General features: G+C 38.0%; 19 protein-coding genes, 1 tRNA gene and 1 other RNA gene. 13 read left to right on the forward strand and 8 right to left on the reverse strand.

Going from position 1 to position 15,974, the window contains the following annotated elements; genetic code table 11:
* Positions 1 to 20 precede the first annotated feature (20 nt).
* A complete protein-coding gene (locus DY109_RS08590; RefSeq protein ID WP_023948372.1) occupies positions 21 to 533 on the forward strand; it encodes an RDD family protein in 513 nt (170 codons plus the stop codon).
* Between the two features lie 43 nt (positions 534 to 576).
* Here the strand turns inward: DY109_RS08590 and ybeY are convergent, their stop codons facing one another.
* On the reverse strand, positions 577 to 999 hold the full coding sequence (gene ybeY / locus DY109_RS08595) for an rRNA maturation RNase YbeY (RefSeq protein WP_023948373.1): 423 nt from the start codon (positions 997 to 999) through the stop codon (positions 577 to 579).
* Positions 1,000 to 1,099: 100 nt separating this feature from the next.
* Here ybeY and DY109_RS08600 point away from each other — a divergent pair, with 100 nt between their 5' ends.
* The 11 genes from DY109_RS08600 (at position 1,100) to DY109_RS08655 (ending at position 8,493) form a co-directional block, all read left to right on the forward strand.
* A complete protein-coding gene (locus DY109_RS08600) occupies positions 1,100 to 2,248 on the forward strand; it encodes a hypothetical protein (protein WP_023948374.1) in 1,149 nt (382 codons plus the stop codon).
* A gap of 20 nt (positions 2,249 to 2,268) precedes the next feature.
* A complete protein-coding gene (locus DY109_RS08605; RefSeq protein WP_023948375.1) occupies positions 2,269 to 2,562 on the forward strand; it encodes a FeoA family protein in 294 nt (97 codons plus the stop codon).
* On the forward strand, positions 2,529 to 3,212 hold the full coding sequence (nth, locus tag DY109_RS08610; RefSeq protein ID WP_023948376.1) for an endonuclease III: 684 nt from the start codon (positions 2,529 to 2,531) through the stop codon (positions 3,210 to 3,212). Before DY109_RS08605 ends, nth begins: the two co-directional genes overlap by 34 nt.
* 55 nt (positions 3,213 to 3,267) lie before the next feature.
* The gene (locus DY109_RS08615; RefSeq protein ID WP_023948377.1) at positions 3,268 to 3,675 is read left to right on the forward strand and encodes a chemotaxis protein CheX; all 408 of its coding nucleotides are present in this window, start codon (positions 3,268 to 3,270) and stop codon (positions 3,673 to 3,675) included.
* A gap of 2 nt (positions 3,676 to 3,677) precedes the next feature.
* Entirely contained in the window at positions 3,678 to 4,043 is a 366-nt protein-coding gene (gene fliN, locus DY109_RS08620) for a flagellar motor switch protein FliN (RefSeq protein ID WP_023948379.1), read from the forward strand.
* 8 nt (positions 4,044 to 4,051) lie between these two features.
* Positions 4,052 to 5,011: a hypothetical protein gene (locus DY109_RS08625; RefSeq protein ID WP_023948381.1), complete on the forward strand. Its 960-nt coding sequence runs from the start codon at positions 4,052 to 4,054 to the stop codon at positions 5,009 to 5,011.
* A gap of 10 nt (positions 5,012 to 5,021) precedes the next feature.
* The gene (locus tag DY109_RS08630) at positions 5,022 to 5,849 is read left to right on the forward strand and encodes an energy transducer TonB (RefSeq protein WP_023948383.1); all 828 of its coding nucleotides are present in this window, start codon (positions 5,022 to 5,024) and stop codon (positions 5,847 to 5,849) included.
* Positions 5,850 to 5,858: 9 nt separating this feature from the next.
* Entirely contained in the window at positions 5,859 to 6,899 is a 1,041-nt protein-coding gene (gene pyrC / locus DY109_RS08635) for a dihydroorotase (RefSeq protein ID WP_023948385.1), read from the forward strand.
* A gap of 98 nt (positions 6,900 to 6,997) precedes the next feature.
* On the forward strand, positions 6,998 to 7,774 hold the full coding sequence (locus tag DY109_RS12115; protein ID WP_023948387.1) for a class I SAM-dependent methyltransferase: 777 nt from the start codon (positions 6,998 to 7,000) through the stop codon (positions 7,772 to 7,774).
* Between the two features lie 45 nt (positions 7,775 to 7,819).
* A complete protein-coding gene (locus DY109_RS08650; RefSeq protein WP_023948389.1) occupies positions 7,820 to 8,365 on the forward strand; it encodes an HP1233 family protein in 546 nt (181 codons plus the stop codon).
* A gap of 50 nt (positions 8,366 to 8,415) precedes the next feature.
* A tRNA-Met gene (locus DY109_RS08655) sits at positions 8,416 to 8,493 on the forward strand.
* 285 nt (positions 8,494 to 8,778) lie between these two features.
* On the opposite strand, the gene DY109_RS08660 is transcribed toward DY109_RS08655, so the two are convergent.
* The 7 genes from DY109_RS08660 to DY109_RS11185 form a co-directional block, all read right to left on the reverse strand.
* A complete protein-coding gene (locus DY109_RS08660; RefSeq protein ID WP_034549808.1) occupies positions 8,779 to 9,657 on the reverse strand; it encodes a hypothetical protein in 879 nt (292 codons plus the stop codon).
* A 35-nt stretch (positions 9,658 to 9,692) separates the two neighbouring features.
* Positions 9,693 to 11,390, reverse strand: coding sequence for a hypothetical protein (locus tag DY109_RS12120; protein WP_023948393.1), 1,698 nt, complete (start codon positions 11,388 to 11,390; stop codon positions 9,693 to 9,695).
* 67 nt (positions 11,391 to 11,457) lie between these two features.
* Positions 11,458 to 12,696 carry a sodium/glutamate symporter gene (gene gltS / locus DY109_RS08670; RefSeq protein WP_235148585.1) on the reverse strand — a complete coding sequence of 413 codons (1,239 nt, stop codon included), beginning with the start codon at positions 12,694 to 12,696 and terminating at the stop codon, positions 11,458 to 11,460.
* Between the two features lie 756 nt (positions 12,697 to 13,452).
* Entirely contained in the window at positions 13,453 to 13,815 is a 363-nt protein-coding gene (acpS, locus tag DY109_RS08675) for a holo-ACP synthase (protein ID WP_023948398.1), read from the reverse strand.
* 2 nt (positions 13,816 to 13,817) lie between these two features.
* A complete protein-coding gene (locus DY109_RS08680; protein WP_023948400.1) occupies positions 13,818 to 14,351 on the reverse strand; it encodes a flagellar basal body-associated FliL family protein in 534 nt (177 codons plus the stop codon).
* Positions 14,344 to 15,387 carry an RsmD family RNA methyltransferase gene (locus DY109_RS08685; protein WP_081714904.1) on the reverse strand — a complete coding sequence of 348 codons (1,044 nt, stop codon included), beginning with the start codon at positions 15,385 to 15,387 and terminating at the stop codon, positions 14,344 to 14,346. Before DY109_RS08685 ends, DY109_RS08680 begins: the two co-directional genes overlap by 8 nt.
* The gene (locus DY109_RS11185) at positions 15,323 to 15,706 is read right to left on the reverse strand and encodes a hypothetical protein (RefSeq protein WP_146739941.1); all 384 of its coding nucleotides are present in this window, start codon (positions 15,704 to 15,706) and stop codon (positions 15,323 to 15,325) included. Before DY109_RS11185 ends, DY109_RS08685 begins: the two co-directional genes overlap by 65 nt.
* Before the next feature lie 106 nt (positions 15,707 to 15,812).
* Here DY109_RS11185 and ffs point away from each other — a divergent pair.
* An RNA gene (gene ffs / locus DY109_RS08690) (signal recognition particle sRNA small type) lies at positions 15,813 to 15,910 on the forward strand.
* Positions 15,911 to 15,974 lie beyond the last annotated feature (64 nt).

The raw sequence follows: 15,974 nt of genomic DNA on the forward strand, positions 1-15,974 counted from the left end.
CATAAATCTCACAAAGTAATATGAAGCACACAAAAAACACGCGCTGGAGGAAAATCAAACAAGCCAAATCCTCATCTCTTCATTCTGCATCTCCTCGATCCGCTAGTCAAGATTCTAGGCAGACATTACAACGCATTTGCGCTCAAATCCATCTCACCCAAAGGCTTAAGGCATTTTTGACTGATTTGTTTATGATCTATACGCCTATACTCTACATCACCACTTATGTGATTTTAGATGGAGCGCAAAGCTTCAGAGACAATCAAGTTGCTATTTTTTTATGCTTTCTTGTATATGGAATCTTGTATGCGACTTTTATCGCACTTTTTACGCAAACGCCAGGACTCAAATATGTCAATCTCGCGCTCATTCAGACAAATGGCAAAAAAGTTGGATTTATCAGGGCATTTGTGAGGTTTGTTATATGGGCGATTGGCGCATGCTTTTTGGTAGGACTCATAAGCCCACTTTTTATGCCAAAGCATAGATTTTTGCATGATGTGCTAACAGGCACGACTTTGCAACACTGCTAGATTCTAGGGTTTAGTAGGGTTTAGTTGGCATAGAATCTAATCTTTAAGTATTACGCACGATGAGTGTTTCTGGCAATCCAAATGCCATAGCAATCTCTTGCTCTTTTGCCCTATGCTCGCCACTATCGCGCTCATGATCAAATCCTAGCAAATGCAAAAGCCCATGGATAAACAACAGCACGATTTCAGAATCCAAACTATGCCCTAGATTCTGGCTTACTTCCTGTGCTTTTTGCGTGTTTATGATAATGCTTCCTAGCGGAATCTCATTTGTGCCGAAAGATTCTAGCGGAAAGCTTAGCACATCAGTTGGATAATCCTTCCCCAAAAATTCAGCATTAATTTGCTGTATTTGAGTATCCTCGACAAACACAAGCTCAATGTCTTTTGGTGTTAGTTTTTTGGCGATTTTTTCTAACAAAGTAGAATCTATATCGCAATTTGTGTGATTTGTGATGTCTAGCATAATGTCTACTTTTAAGATTTTTTAAGAGAGTGTAGTATATAATTTTAAACTTAAAAAGGACAATCAAAATCAATTCAAGCAAAATCACAAAGGAATATAAATGACTCAGCACATCGCCACAAAATCAAAAATCATATACAAATCTATCAAGAATATCTGCCTAATAGGCGCGTTGCTTATCTGTGGTGCTTCATTGCAGAATCTATCAGCCCAAAGCACCCAAACCACAAAAGATACAAAACTCAAAACATCAGACCAAACAAGCCTCAAAGACGCACTTCAAAATTATTTTAATGCCCTTGTGCCAAAAGATGCAGATCCAAAAAACACGATTCAGTGCAAAGGAAACGATCTGTTTTTTACATGCAAAGCAGACAGTATACAATTCAAAGAAGTCTGGCTAAGGCATTTTGAACTCAATGTCAAAGCACTTAAAAATCACATACGAGCCAAAACTAAAGCAAAGATCAATTACAAACAAGAGTTTATAGATATGCTACCTACACAATGGCAAAACCTCCTACCGGAATCTATCCACTATGAGCAACAATACAAACAACACAAAGCAACAATTGCTACACAAGAAGAGCTTCAAATACAATCGCCTGATGACTCCAAACTTAAAATCGAATATGAGTTTGAGGCAAATAATATTGAGATTAAGGACAAAACACTAATCCAAAATATTAGCAATGTCCTTGCTCTACTTGTCGCAAATAAATATTTTGAAGAAGCCTTTCTTGAAGAAGCCCCTTATGACACAGATAACAAATATGATGAATATCATGAAGACTGCGATAGCAAGGATTGCGATGAGCTAGCATTACAATATTCCATAATTTCGCAATTTAGCCAACAGCTCTCTCAGACAAAATTCAAACTCAAAAAACTCCGCATCACACTAGAATCTAAAACCTTGCGTGATGTCTTGCTTCAGACATATTTAGAAGAGTGGCAACCATACAAAGAAAAAAACAAAAACAAATATGGCTTTAGTAGCGAGATTTTGGAAGGTATTTCATTTGTAAAGGCATTTCTCTCCCCAAAACTCACCAACAACAAACAAGCCCTAGAATCTGTGCTTGATGATGTGGCGCAATTTTTACTCACAGACAAAAACGACAAAATAGGCTTTGAGCTCAAAGCCACCAAAAACTCCAAAAGTATAACACTAGAAGAATTTAATCTCTTAGATGATGACAAACTTTTCTTGCTGCTTGATACTTATGAACTCAAAACGATCAAATAAAATAATGTAAGAATTCTAGTATGCAAACACCAAACACAAAAAACACAGCACTTATCACACTTGATAAGTGCAAAAAAAATCACCGCTACACAATCGCTTCTATCGCGATACCAAATGAATCATTGCGCGAGCGATTTATATCTATGGGAATCACAAAAGGCGCGGATTTTACACTCCTTTATACATCGCTTAAAAACCTCACCTACTCTATCCAAATTAATTGCTCACAAATCGCACTGCGCAAAAACGAAGCCAAACTCATCAATGTGGTAGAAAAACTATGCCCAAACACAATCAAAAGCAGCCACAAATAAAGCAACCACGAGTAAAACAACAGCTTAAAGCAAATCAAATCAAAGCGTTATTTTTGCAACACTATCATAATGCCAAAACTGAGCTCATTTATCACAATATATACGAGCTTCTTGTATGTGTGATACTTTCAGCCCAATGCACCGATAAAAGAGTCAATATCGTAACCCCTGCGCTTTTTGCAAAATACAAAAGCCCAAAAGAACTTGCCAAAGCCGATATAAACGATGTAAAAGAACTCATAAAAAGTGTGTCGTTTTTTAATAACAAAGCGCACAATCTTATTAAAATGGCACAGCAAGTGGTGAATGATTTTGGCGGTGAGATCCCCACAAATCGAGATGAGCTAAAAACTCTAGCAGGTGTTGGGCAAAAAACTGCTAATGTCGTGCTAATTGAATATTTTGAAGCAAATTTTATGGCGGTTGATACACATGTTTTCCGCGTCTCACATAGACTTGGGCTAAGTGTAGCAAAAAGCGCGCTTGAGACAGAAAAAGATCTAAGCGCACTTTTTAAAGACAATCTTTCAGTGCTTCATCAAGGATTTGTTTTGTTTGGACGCTATGTTTGCAAAGCTATCAAGCCTCAATGTCAAGAATGTTTTGTGAAAGATTTTTGCATAACTCGCTCAAATTTTAAACCAGCATAAAGAAAATAGGTTTATAATTAGATATTTACTTTATTTTAAGTCAAGGTTAATAACAATGGACATCATCAAAGAGAGTTTTTTTAAAGTGATTAAAGACTCCATAGGGCTAAATCCGCAAGATTCTATTATCCCGGTGAAGAGAGGATATTTGGTTTCTATTGAAATGATTGGTGAAAAAATCGTGTATTTAGTGTTTAATAAAAGTTTTCTAAGAATTATGTGTAAATATTTCTTATCTGATGAAAACCCCACAGAACCAGCACTTGAAGATATGGCAAAAGAGCTCTCAAACCTCACGGTCGGACATGCAAAAGTCATCGCCCAGCAAAAAAACAAAACTTTCAATATCTCTACGCCTAATTTTTTGGGTATCAAAAACATCACTGATTATGATGAGGGAATCCACTTTAGGCTACAAAGCAAAGGGCATTGTAGTATTTTTATGAGAAACTATAAGGCATAAATATGGCTGACAACGAAAATCCTATCCTTGATAAGCAAAAAGCTCACACAGCACATGAAATTGAGCTAGCGACATATCTTGAAGATATGATGAAAAATTATGGTGGATTGCTTGATATGGGCGTTATTTTTACAGCAGAGCTTGGCTCTACAAAGATTCCGCTTATTGAGATACTCAAATTTGAAAAAGGCTCGATTATTGATTTGCAAAAGCCCGCGGGCGAAAGCATTGATGTGTTTGTCAATGACAGAATTATAGGCAAAGGCGAGGTTATGGTTTATGAGCGATCACTTGCGATTCGGCTTAATGAAATTTTAGATTCTAATGCTATTGTGTATTGCATCGCTCGGACAAATTCATATGACTAGAGTGCGGTATGTTTATATTTAAGCCTTTTTGTATAGTCGCGATTTTTGTTTGTAACGTTTTTGGCACTGCTATAAAAGACATAAAGATTAATTACTTCTCTAGCCAAAGGCTTGATCTGCTTTTGATGCTAGATTCTGAGTTTAAGGGCGAAATCGGCACTGCAAGTATCCAAAACAAAAAACTCACCATGATTTCAAATCTTACGATTTCAAAAATATGGAATACCAAATTTCAAGAATCCTCACCCATTCTTGCGATTCAAATTATCCCTAAAAATAACAATATCTATCTTGAAATCACTCCCAAAAAGCATTATTATCTCAAGCCTAGTATTTCCAAAGATAAAAACACGATTCGTTTGAGTTTTTTTGCAGCAGATGAGCAGCTTAACACCCTCCTTAAATCATCAACAACCCTCAAACCAACGCCAATTCAAGATGTTTTTTCACCAGAAGAGCAAGCCCGCCAAAATAAATCCACTCCTAGCATTTCAACCCCCACATCTTCCACTTCCACAGCCTCCACAACTTCTACCTCCATAGATTCTGCAGCCTTAGATTCTGCCACAGAATCCACTTCAGATTCTCTTTTTTCAAACCAAAGCCTCCAAACACTTTTAGACAAAAACTTCATATATTACGTTGCAATTGGCATTGGCGTGATTATTGTTTTGCTTTTTGTACGCTATTGGCTCAAAAAATCCACCCACCTCAATGGCACGATAAAAATAGCTTCCCAAAGTCAAGTTGATTCCAAAAACAAAATCGTGATTTTTGAAACGCGTGATTTTTTTTATATGGTTTTGATTGGCGAAAAAAACAATATGCTGATTGACAAAATCCCTAGAGAAAAAGCTTTCAATGCTAAAGGTAAGAAAGATTCTCAAAGCTCCCAAACAATCGGCGATGAGAATACCTTTAATGATGACTTTTGGAACTCGCTTACTAAAAATTCCACAAAAAAATAGAATCTAGCCCATGAGCGCATATCTAAAGAGAGATACATACTCAAACAAACGTTTTTTGCTCTCTCTTCTTCTTTCGCTTATTTTGCATAGTATCGTGTTTTTTGGGCTGTATTTTTTGTATGACTACATCAAGCACAAAACCCCAAAACTCCACAAAATCAATGCAGAGAATCTGCTTGTCCTCAAAAGAGGACGAAGTCTTGATCCATCTGCTAACACACCCGGAGCCAAAAAACCCTCTCTTGCCAAGCCAAACACTTCTCAAACCATACCAACCCCACCTCTAGCGACACAATCTCAACCAAAAGAGAATCCACCAACAAAGCCCACTCCACAAAGCAGTGGTAAAACCCCTTTGCCAAGCCAATCTCTTCCAAATACATCGCAAAACACACAAATCGATCATAAAAATCTTAAATTTTTTACACCAAACAATCAGCAATACGCCCAAGCTCAAAATATCCAAAAAGACAAAGGTATGGATCCTCAAACAATCCGCGATATAGATGAACTATATGGCGATGAATGGGGCGATTTGGGTGATGCGCAAAAAGACTTTGTTGCATCAAATCTAAGAGAAATCGCTAGAATCACACAAAGCTACTTAGAATACCCACAAACAGCAGGCTACCTAAGGCAATCTGGCGAGAATGCTATTGAATTTTATCTGCTACCAAATGGCGATATTGAGGATTTGAAGCTTATCAAAAATTCTGGATTTGTCCTGCTTGACAAAAATTCACTCAAAACTATTGAAATCGCTTTTAAGGATTATCCACGACCACATCAAAAAACTTTGATAAGATTTCATATCACATACAGACTCATTTATCGCTAAGGAGCTCCAATGCAAATCACACTCACAAATCCGCTTGATATGCATATCCATTTTCGAGATCATGCAATGCTTGAAGTTGTAGCACCATACACGACAAAAAGCTTTGTAGCTGGCGTGGTTATGCCAAATCTCAATCCGCCAATCACTTCAGTAGCTTTGGCAAAATCCTATATGCGTCGCATTCAAAGCATAGATGATTGCTTTTTTCCGATTTGTCCTTTGTATTTTCATGAAGATCTTAGCTTTGCAGAGCTTCAGCAATGCGTAGATTCTGGATTGAGAATCCTCAAGCTCTACCCAAAAGGCGCGACAACAGGAAGTGAAAAAGGTGTAAGCCAAATCCTCTCCAAAAAAACCCTAGAAATCTGCTCTATCGCGCAAGATTTAGGAATGATCCTCTCCATACATGGCGAGAGCAATGGCTTTATGCTTGATCGCGAGTATGAATTTGGAGAGATATTTGCCTCTTTAGCGCATGCTTTTCCACATCTCAAAATCATCATCGAGCATATGAGCGATCATCGCTCAATCCCGCTTTTGAGAGAATTTAAAAATATCTACGCCACGCTCACACTTCATCACATCACGCTTGATCTTGATAGTGTCGTAGGGGGCAAGCTTGAGCCTCATCATTTCTGCAAGCCAACCCTAAAAACCCCAACAGACAAACAAAAACTCCTTGAGCTAGCACTAAGTGCTGATCCAAAAGTAAGCTTTGGGTCGGATTCTGCGCCACACACACTAGAATCTAAACGCAATGGAGCTGCAGGAATCTTTAGCGCGCCTTGCTTGCTTGAGCAGCTTACAGAACTCTTTGAGACGCATAATGCACTTTCAAATCTCCAAGCCTTTGTAAGCGATAATGCCATGCGTAATTACTGCCTTTCACAATGGCTTCCACCGCTTCGACAAAAGCAAATCACCCTCACCAAATCTCCCCAAACAATCCCAGAATCTATCGATAGTAAAGATAGTAAAGAAGACGTAATTATTCCATTTCATGCAGGCAAAACTATCAAATGGAGCATAAAGCAAATTTGCGAAGTGTAAATTACAAGCTAAAAAATTGTAGATTTAGGCTACAAAAAGCAAAATTAGATTCTGCTATAATTTTTGCGAATATTTTTGAGAAACAAAAGGAGTATATAATGAATGAAATTTTAACACGATTTCCAAAAACGCGAAAACCCCTACCTAGCGCATATCAAGCGATCTATGAGGAGCATTACAAAAGCAATAGAAATGGCGAAGGTGCTGCAAGCGGACTTGCTCAAAAGCTAGAATCTTGGCTGCACAAAAAAGTCGCCGACGACACATTAGGGCTAAGTGGGCATAAAACGCTAGAAATCGGTGCAGGCACGCTAAACCAGATTCCCTACGAGCGCGATTTGAACCATTATGATATCATCGAGCCATTTTCCGCGCTCTATGCAAACTCCCCACACCTCAAATCAGTGCATACTATTTATAACGATATAGCTGAAATAGCTTGTAATGGGGGGGGGGATACAATAGATAATGCGCTAGATGATGCGCTATTATATGATAGAATCATCTCCTGTGCGGCATTAGAGCATATCACTGATTTGCCAAAGGTCGTTGCACACGCCTGTTTGCTATTAAAAGATGATGGAATCTTCTCTGTTTCTATCCCAAGTCAAGGGCGACTTCTTTGGACGCTAGCTTATAAACTCACAACCGGCATTGAATTTAGACTGAAATACAAACTCAATTATGATGTCATTATGAATTACGAGCATGTCAATACACAGCAAGAAATTATCGAGGTGTGCGAGCACTTTTTTGGCTCGGTAAAAAAGTCGCTCTTTGGGCTAAGTAATGAGCTTTCAATCTACACGCACCTTTCATGCAGAGCCCCAGATCGCGCCAAAGCGAGAGAATACCTAGCACAAATCGCAAAATAATACACAAAAGGGGCAAATCCAAAAATCAAAAAACTAAAATCACAAATGACAAAATCCATACAAAATATAAAAAGTGGATTTATTTTTGCTTCATTTGTGAAAACTTGGAGCCTTATTTTGCGTATAGATTCTACCTTTTCACAGCCATCGATTCATCAGCCATTGGGGAATGACAAGCAGAGTCAAACCCCAAAGCAAACGCCCAAAGACACGACAAAACTAACCCCCACGCATAACGCACAACGCATCAAAGACAAGGAGGAAAAGGAGGACTCTACCCAAACCCAAAAAACACAAAATGACAACGATAAGCCAAAAAACCGCCAAACCTATGGGTTGATGATTTTGGAGATGATGAGTGATACGGAGTATGCGACATTTCAGAGGGCGACTGCTGGAATGAGTGAGGGCGAGAAAATCATGGCAGCACAATCGCTATATTCGCTCACAGAATTTTATCAAGGACAGCATGACAAAAAGCCCAAAAATCCATACACAAAAACCAACAAAGCCTTTGGCAGACATCAAAACTTCATCGAGCAATACAAAGCCATATATAATGGCGCGAAAGAAGTCAATCTTTTGAGCTAGGTTGTATTGACTTTTAATGTTTTTTGGCTTATAATTATCGCTTTTTAAGGGTCAGGGTAGCTCAGCTGGTTTAGAGCGCTGGTCTCATAAGCCGGAGGTCGGGAGTTCAAGTCTCCCCCTTGACACCATAATTTTATATTGTTTTTACACTTTGCTTCTGAAAGACCTCTTGGGAATCTAGATTCCAAAACTTCAAACATAAAAGAGAATACACAAAACCAAAAAATATATCTTAGATACAAAAAAAATGCTTTCGGGTATTATATTAATTTCTTTTGCAGCTATAAAAGCAAAACCTACATTTACACATATTTATGCCACACACTCTTTGCCTTTTATACATTAAAGCAAAGAATGGAAAGTAAAATTTGTTTTAAATTTAAATATTTAGCGGATAAATTGCAATGCTATACTTACCACAGATAGCACAAGTGCGCTAATAGAGATGTATATACTAACTTATTTGAGCCTTTTGTTTTTTGAAGCTCTGCTATATCTTGAGTATTTTTTTGAATCTGTTCTTCCTGCTTGGAATCTACCTCTCTTTTTCTCTCCAAAGCTTCCTGAATACTATCAAGTCTTTGCTCTTGTCTTTCATCTATATTGCTTTTATCATCAAGCACTGAAAAAATCTTGTTAAGTTTCTCTGTATTTTCTTCAATAAGAAATCTGTTTTCTTCTATATCTTTTTCTTGATTTTTTTGCCTTTCCTCATAGATTGTCTCTTTTTGAATGTAATCTTGCGCTTGTTGTATAAGTATCTGTGTAACTTCTTTTGCATGTTCGCTTAGTCTTATTATGTGTCCATCTTTATCTTCAAAGCCTTTGGTAAGTATTCCTGCCATAGTTGTTGCCATAAGTCTTGCGTATTCTATTTGGCCGCAGATAAACACAACAAGCCTTTGGATAAGCTTGTTTGTTTCTGCTACTGCTTCGTTTGTAGCTACAAGCCCCTTGCCCATAAGGATTGCTCTTTCTTTTTCTATGTTTATCCCTAAAATACCACCTGGAACTCTTTGTTTTAACCAATTAACCCAAGTATCTTTTTGTGAGATATTATTTGCTTCTTGCGCAAAACTTTGGGCTTTTTCTATCCTTCTTGTCTGCTGCTCTATCATGCTAAAAATCTCAACTATATGCGATTTTACCGCCTTTTGAAGCGCTTGCGGATCTCCTGCTACCATAGACATTTCCTTAGTCATTCTTTCTATCTGCTCGTCTAGGCTGCAATTGCCAGTTGATATGCTTTTTGCTGAGACTATATGATCTAGGTTTGTTTTTGTGTTTTCCATTGATTACTCCTTATTTTTTATTTGGTAACAATGCTCTAAGGCTTTGCGTAGCCATCTAAATCATTAAGAGAATCTTCTGCTTTTTGATTGCTAAGGTTGATTCTTTCTTGCGTTTTTTGAATCACTCGCATACTATCTTCTATTGCAAAACTTAAGAATCTAAAACCATCAAGCACACTAAAATAGCTTCGTGCCACTTGGTATTCCACTACAACGCCACTTTGTGCCACCATTTGCACTTGCATATTTGCTATTTTGCCCTGATTGCGTAGCTTATCCATATAATAAAGCGCTATCGTGCTAAGCACAGCTCCACCAGCTGCACTTATACAAAGCGACAAAGCTTCTGCTATGCTTTCTCCTGTAAAAGGTATAGGCAAACTTAGCACAGCATTTAATCCCGGGATTGCAAGCAACCAAGTCTTTATGGTTTCACTTGCTAGCATACTCACAGATGCAATCATGCCTGTTACAAAAATTTGAGCTGCAGCATAAACCCTATCTTCTTTTGGAGTGTCTTTATCACACAAAGCTTTAACCGCACTCCATAATGAAGTAAAACCAGCACGGATAATTTGCACAAGTTTTTTTAGTGTGGTAAAAATAGTGTTGATGATAAAGACAACCAAATTTGAGAAAAAGGCTTGTAGCCCGGCCTCTATGGAGCCCGAAAAAATATCTTTCCACTTAGCCTTTATATCCTCCCATACTGCTACAAGCCTATCTTTGAATCGAGTAAAAATTTCCTTTAGGCTTTCATTGCCAAATTCTTTGTAGGTAATTTTTAGCTCCTGCATCATCGCTGTAATAAAATCTTTAAGCACTACCCCAAAAGCAGAATAAACTGCCATTTTTACTGAATCTTTTGCACCTGTAAGCAAAACTTCTTTATAAGGCTTTGTGCTTATATAATAAGCCTTATCTATTTCCTTGTCTATCCTTTTCTTTTCTTTTTCATAGGTTTTTACGAAATCATCATCTAAGATTTCCATTTGCTTATCAAGCTTTTTTTGCTCATTTAGCTCACTTTCTGTGAGATAACCTCTTTTAGCTAAATTTCTCTCTAGCTCCTTTTGTCTGTTGTCTCTATACCCTAAAAATTCAATAGCACTTTTATCTTGTTTCATAGAATTTAGTCTTCTATCTGTCATTTTTAAATTTGATTCTGTATTAACAAGCTTTGCACCATCAGCTTCAGCTAGAACCCTGCCTCTATCATCATGTACAGTTTTAGCAGCAACTATATGATCTAAAGCTGTTTCTTCATTTGGACTAATCTTTTTTCCTGTCATATAATCTGTAAGCTCGCCTTTTTTCTTAAGCTCACTTTGTTGCTTATTTACTTTTTTATAAGATGTTTCCCCGTGATATAACCTTGAATCATATTTTTCTCTATTTTCATAAGCATTTCTTTCTTTATCGCTTGCGTATATACCAGCTCTTGCATTATGTGTGGTATTGACATTTCCCCCATCCTGAGAGCCAAGCACCACAGCAGCAAAACCAAAATGCCCAGTTACAGCATCCATTGCGCTTTTGGTGCATTGTTCAAATAGTCCTTGTGTCTGCTCTTGTGGAATCTTATCTTTTAGATTCTGCAAATCTTGCAATGCGATTTCTAACCCCTCGTTGATTTCTATCCTCAAAACCTGCTCTTTTGAGAGAATCTCTAGCTCATTTTCTAAACTCTCAAAATCTTCATTCAAATAAAAATTTTCTTGTTCTTTTTGCATATTTTCTCCTTTTTAAATCCCACATTCTAGAAAAAAAAAAAAAAAAATCAATAAAACAAGAAAAATATCAAAACAACGACAGAATCCACAATGAGCCCTGTATCACAAGCGCATTTATCAAATCCAAGAAAAATGCCCCAACCAAAGGCACGATAATAAAAGCCGTATGGCTCAATCCATAATGCGAAGTTACTGCCTGCATATTAACCATAGCCGTAGGAGTCGCCCCTAAGCCAAACCCACAATGCCCAGCAGCCAAAACCGCCGCATCATAATCCTTCCCACAGAATCTAAAAGTGATACATATCGCATACACCACCATAACTACCACTTGCGCGCCCAAAATCATAACAATAGGCAATGCCAATGCCACAAGCTCCCATAGATTAAGCGTCATCATCGCAAACGCAAGGAATAGCGAGAGTGAGACATTACCTAACACAGACATTTCCCTATCAAACACCTGATGAATCCGAAGGGCTGATAGCACATTACGCAAAAGCACCCCCACAAAAAGACAATACACAAAAGTAGGCAGATTAAACGTCGGTAACATTAACTTCGCCCAATCACTCAAAAGATTACCAAACAGCAGACATAGCGCAATCAACGCCAAAGATTCTACAAAGCTTATAGGCGTGATAAGTCGCTCTTTTGCTGGCATTTCAAACATCTCGCCCGTAGTGCTATCTTGCTTTATACCCGGGGTTTTGAGCTTATAATGCTTAATGAGAAATCGCGCCACAGGTCCGCCGATAATCCCGCCCATAATCAATCCAAAAGTCGCGCACGCCATAGCCACTTCCAATGTAGCATTAAGATGATATTTGTTTCTAAATGCCTCCGCCCATGCTGCACCTGTGCCATGCCCGCCACTCATCGTGATAGAGCCTCCAAGCATACCGATGAGTGGATTAACGCCCATAGCCGATGCTACGCTTACCCCGATGATATTTTGCAATGCAAGCAAACCCACCACCGCGACCAAAAACACACAAAACATTTTGCCACCCTTACGCAACGAGGCAAAATCCGCACTTAACCCAATCGATGAAAAAAACGCAAGCATAAGCGGATCGCGCAATGATGAGTCAAATTTAAATTCTATATGCCCAAACTGATAAATACACAAAATCAGCACTGCGACAACAATCCCGCCAATCACTGGCTCAGGAATGTTATAATCGCGCAAAAATCGACTCTTTGAGATGATGTATCGCCCGACTATAAGCACTCCGACCATACACATAAATGTGATATAAAAATCAAGATTAACCACACTAAGTATGGCATTTTGCTTGTAGATATAGCCAAATAATGGCGCGCTACCTTGCATCTGGGCTTTGATATACAAAAACTCCCCATTCTCTGCTAGCGCCTCAATGCGATCGCCTTGTGCTAATGTGATGACACCTTGCTTGAGATTATAAGATGTGCTAGAATCTAGCTTGCAGCGCTCATCTAGCGCACTATACAAAATCGCTTCAGAAGTGAGCTTGTAGCCATTGCGCCAAGCGGGTATTTTTTGCATTTGGGTTGTAGATTCTTTGCATTCTTGAGTTTGATTTGCGCGTATTGTATGGCTCTCTAAGGACTGCGCAAAAGTCTGTGTCAAAGGCTTTGTATCAGCATAAACGCTACTCACACTCCATATCATCACACCAAATGCAAACAAAATAGAGCGAGGAATGCTTTTTGAGATTTGCGCGAGGATTTTGTATCGTGAGATTTTACGCTGTGATGTTGTGTGTGCTTTTTTCAATCAATTTCCTTTAAATGTCTTATTACAGATTTTGGCTTTTGTAATGAGATTGTATCAAAAATTACTGCTAAAGTCTTAAGATGGGTTTTGTTGCAAGATTTTCTTATCAATCCGCTTTGTCATTCTTTTGTCATTCTAAGGCTTGCCATAGAATCTAGAAAATAGATTCTATAATTTAGCTATATTTTAGATTCTTGTTTGCAAAATCTTTGGATAAATACATTCATAGAATCTAGCGCAGAATCCAAATAAAGCCAAAAATAAACAACCCAAAACAAAACTCCAAAATCGCTGTAATCCTTACACAAATGAAGCGATCACAATTGCGATTGCAAATCCGCCATCATGACTAATACTTAATGCAAGATTATTGATATGGAATTTTTCAAGCTTATGCTGTGTGAGTGTGATAAGTGGGGCTTTTTTGGGAGTGTATGAGATGATGATGTCTAGAAAGCTTAGATCTTTTCCTATACCGACACCTAAGGCTTTTGAGCACGCTTCTTTCGCAGCCCAAAATCCAGCCATACTCGCGACATTGAGATTTTTAGATTCTAGAATCTTGATTTCTTGTGCGCTTAAAAAATGCTCCAAAAAATCCATTCCATATTGTCTAAATATCCGATCAATTCGCTCGATACTTGTGATGTCTATCCCAACCAAGTTTAGCCTTGTTGGATTATGACATTTGAGTAAATCACTTGCGTTACATTACCATCGACTAAAAATTCATTGATTCTGTCGCGTATTTCATCAACTGCTTTGTTTCGTCCTTTGGGAGTTTTCATATCCTCTGGAGTTTTGGTGGAAAACACATCAATAATGACATTTCTGATAATATCGAGTTTTTTCTCAATTTCTGGCTGAAGCTTCTCGCTATCAAGTGCTAGGCTGATTGAAATCTGCATATAATAATCTCGCCCTTGACTTGCTAGATTGATGATAAATGGCTCGGCAAGAGGATAAATAGGACCGACATTCATCAAAGAAACCGCATCACTGCTAAGAGGAGCTTTTTTGTTCGTCGCACTTTGTGTGCCATGATCTTTTGGGCTTTCTTCCTCACTTCCTCCGCCTAAAAGCATAATCACAACTACACCGATAATGATTAATGCAACCACAACGCCAATAATGATAAATAATAAACTTTTATTGCCTTTTTTAGATTCTTGCTGCTCGTCTTTTTCTTCTTCAGCCATGTTGTTCTCCTTGTGTAAAATAACTTAAACTACTCTTTCCAAATTTTCTGGTTTTTGTCTGCAAAAACATTCCAATCTGTGTCGAAAAATGATAAGAGCTATAATGCTCTATGATAATCTCTCGCACAAATGGAGTATCTATTGTGCGTATAAGGTTAGCACAATTTTCATAAATATCGGCATAATTTTGGCGGATTGAAAATGGCGGGTCAAGATACAGCAGGCTTGGATTTTGGAGTGTGCGTAAGAATTTTGGAAGCTCTATGAAGCTATTGCCGACAAAAATTTCTGCATACATTTCTGTCATTTCTGTATGACTATATTTTGACAATAGCTCTAGATTCTGCTTCAAAAGCTCTATGGCTCTTTTGTCTTTTTCAAAAAACACTGCCCTTTTTGCCCCGCGACTAATTGCTTCTATGCCGACACTTCCGCTTCCGCTAAACCCTTCGATAAAATAGCAGTCTATAACCGCACTTCCAAGCGTATTAAAAAGTGATTCTTTGAGTATGGATTTTGTGGGGCGCGTTTGGGATTTGGTGAGATATGCAGAATGACACAATGAAGAGTGTGCTAAAGAGTGCGATGAAGCAGACACAAAGCTTGAGGCAGAATCTAAATTAGATTCCAAGTTAGAATCCAGATTTGATTTTGTGTTGGATTTTAGGCTAGATTCCAAACTAGATTCTGTGTGAGATTCTATGTTTTCAAGGGGCGCAAAAAGCTTGAGTCCCCTAAACTTTCCGCCGATAACACGCAGATGTTTTGGCATATTTATCACAGGAATGTGGCGCGATTTTTGTGATTTTCTTGATGAATGCGATTGAGATTTTTGCAAAATCTGTGATGAGCGCGATTGATTTGATTTTTGCGATTTTTGGTGTTTTTTTGTAATTTTTTTCAAAGCAGAGTGCTTTTTGTGATTAGAGCGTGTATTGTGCAGGGTTGTTTTAGGGGTTGTTTTGTGTGTATTATGCGTCATTTTGTATGTTGTTTTTGAGCTTGAGGATTTCATAGAGTTTTTGGTTAAATTCATTGAACGTGCATTCTACAAGCGCGCTTATTTGCTGATATACAAAAATATCTTGCTTGGAGAGTCCTTGTAGCTTTGAATCTGATGTGAGAAAAAATGTCTCATAAAAATCGTAAATATCTTTGAGTAGGCTAAGTTGCGTAAATGGCTTTTTGATATGCGCATTTTGCCCATTTCCAACTAGGCAGAGTGGCTTTAGATCAGATGCATTATAATCCGAAATCACAAAATCACAATCACTCAATGATGAGAGGTATTCTTTGAGATATATCTCTAGACTTTTTTGGAGTAGCTCAGACTCGCACACGATAGCAATTTTCATTTTTTCTCGATTTTTTATTTTGGTTTTGTGAGATTTAAACACATTTTTGATAAAGATTTGATAAAAGCCAATTTTAAGTGCCCAAAAGATATAATGCTCTCGCTCCTTTTTAGACCTATGCAAAGTTATTTTTGGATAATGCTTCAGGGTGGGAACACAGCAGAGCCTCTGATTGTAGCTTGTGCCGTAGGTATCTGGAAAGGGGTTTTAAAGTTTGGATTATTTTAAGCTTTTTGCACAGAATCTATATCAATCATCGTCTTAAACC

The sequence above is a fragment of the Helicobacter fennelliae genome, assembly GCF_900451005.1.
Lineage (GTDB): Bacteria > Campylobacterota > Campylobacteria > Campylobacterales > Helicobacteraceae > Helicobacter_B > Helicobacter_B fennelliae.

Bases quoted from the DNA above. Each gene is read 5' to 3' on its own strand.
- DY109_RS08590 (WP_023948372.1), top strand. From the start codon at position 21: ATGAAGCACACAAAAAACACGCGCTGGAGGAAAATCAAACAAGCCAAA.
- ybeY (WP_023948373.1), bottom strand. From the start codon at position 999: ATGCTAGACATCACAAATCACACAAATTGCGATATAGATTCTACTTTG.
- DY109_RS08600 (WP_023948374.1), top strand. From the start codon at position 1,100: ATGACTCAGCACATCGCCACAAAATCAAAAATCATATACAAATCTATC.
- DY109_RS08605 (WP_023948375.1), top strand. From the start codon at position 2,269: ATGCAAACACCAAACACAAAAAACACAGCACTTATCACACTTGATAAG.
- nth (WP_023948376.1), top strand. From the start codon at position 2,529: ATGCCCAAACACAATCAAAAGCAGCCACAAATAAAGCAACCACGAGTA.
- DY109_RS08615 (WP_023948377.1), top strand. From the start codon at position 3,268: ATGGACATCATCAAAGAGAGTTTTTTTAAAGTGATTAAAGACTCCATA.
- fliN (WP_023948379.1), top strand. From the start codon at position 3,678: ATGGCTGACAACGAAAATCCTATCCTTGATAAGCAAAAAGCTCACACA.
- DY109_RS08625 (WP_023948381.1), top strand. From the start codon at position 4,052: ATGTTTATATTTAAGCCTTTTTGTATAGTCGCGATTTTTGTTTGTAAC.
- DY109_RS08630 (WP_023948383.1), top strand. From the start codon at position 5,022: ATGAGCGCATATCTAAAGAGAGATACATACTCAAACAAACGTTTTTTG.
- pyrC (WP_023948385.1), top strand. From the start codon at position 5,859: ATGCAAATCACACTCACAAATCCGCTTGATATGCATATCCATTTTCGA.
- DY109_RS12115 (WP_023948387.1), top strand. From the start codon at position 6,998: ATGAATGAAATTTTAACACGATTTCCAAAAACGCGAAAACCCCTACCT.
- DY109_RS08650 (WP_023948389.1), top strand. From the start codon at position 7,820: ATGACAAAATCCATACAAAATATAAAAAGTGGATTTATTTTTGCTTCA.
- DY109_RS08660 (WP_034549808.1), bottom strand. From the start codon at position 9,657: ATGGAAAACACAAAAACAAACCTAGATCATATAGTCTCAGCAAAAAGC.
- DY109_RS12120 (WP_023948393.1), bottom strand. From the start codon at position 11,390: ATGCAAAAAGAACAAGAAAATTTTTATTTGAATGAAGATTTTGAGAGT.
- DY109_RS08680 (WP_023948400.1), bottom strand. From the start codon at position 14,351: ATGGCTGAAGAAGAAAAAGACGAGCAGCAAGAATCTAAAAAAGGCAAT.
- DY109_RS08685 (WP_081714904.1), bottom strand. From the start codon at position 15,387: ATGAATTTAACCAAAAACTCTATGAAATCCTCAAGCTCAAAAACAACA.
- DY109_RS11185 (WP_146739941.1), bottom strand. From the start codon at position 15,706: ATGAAAATTGCTATCGTGTGCGAGTCTGAGCTACTCCAAAAAAGTCTA.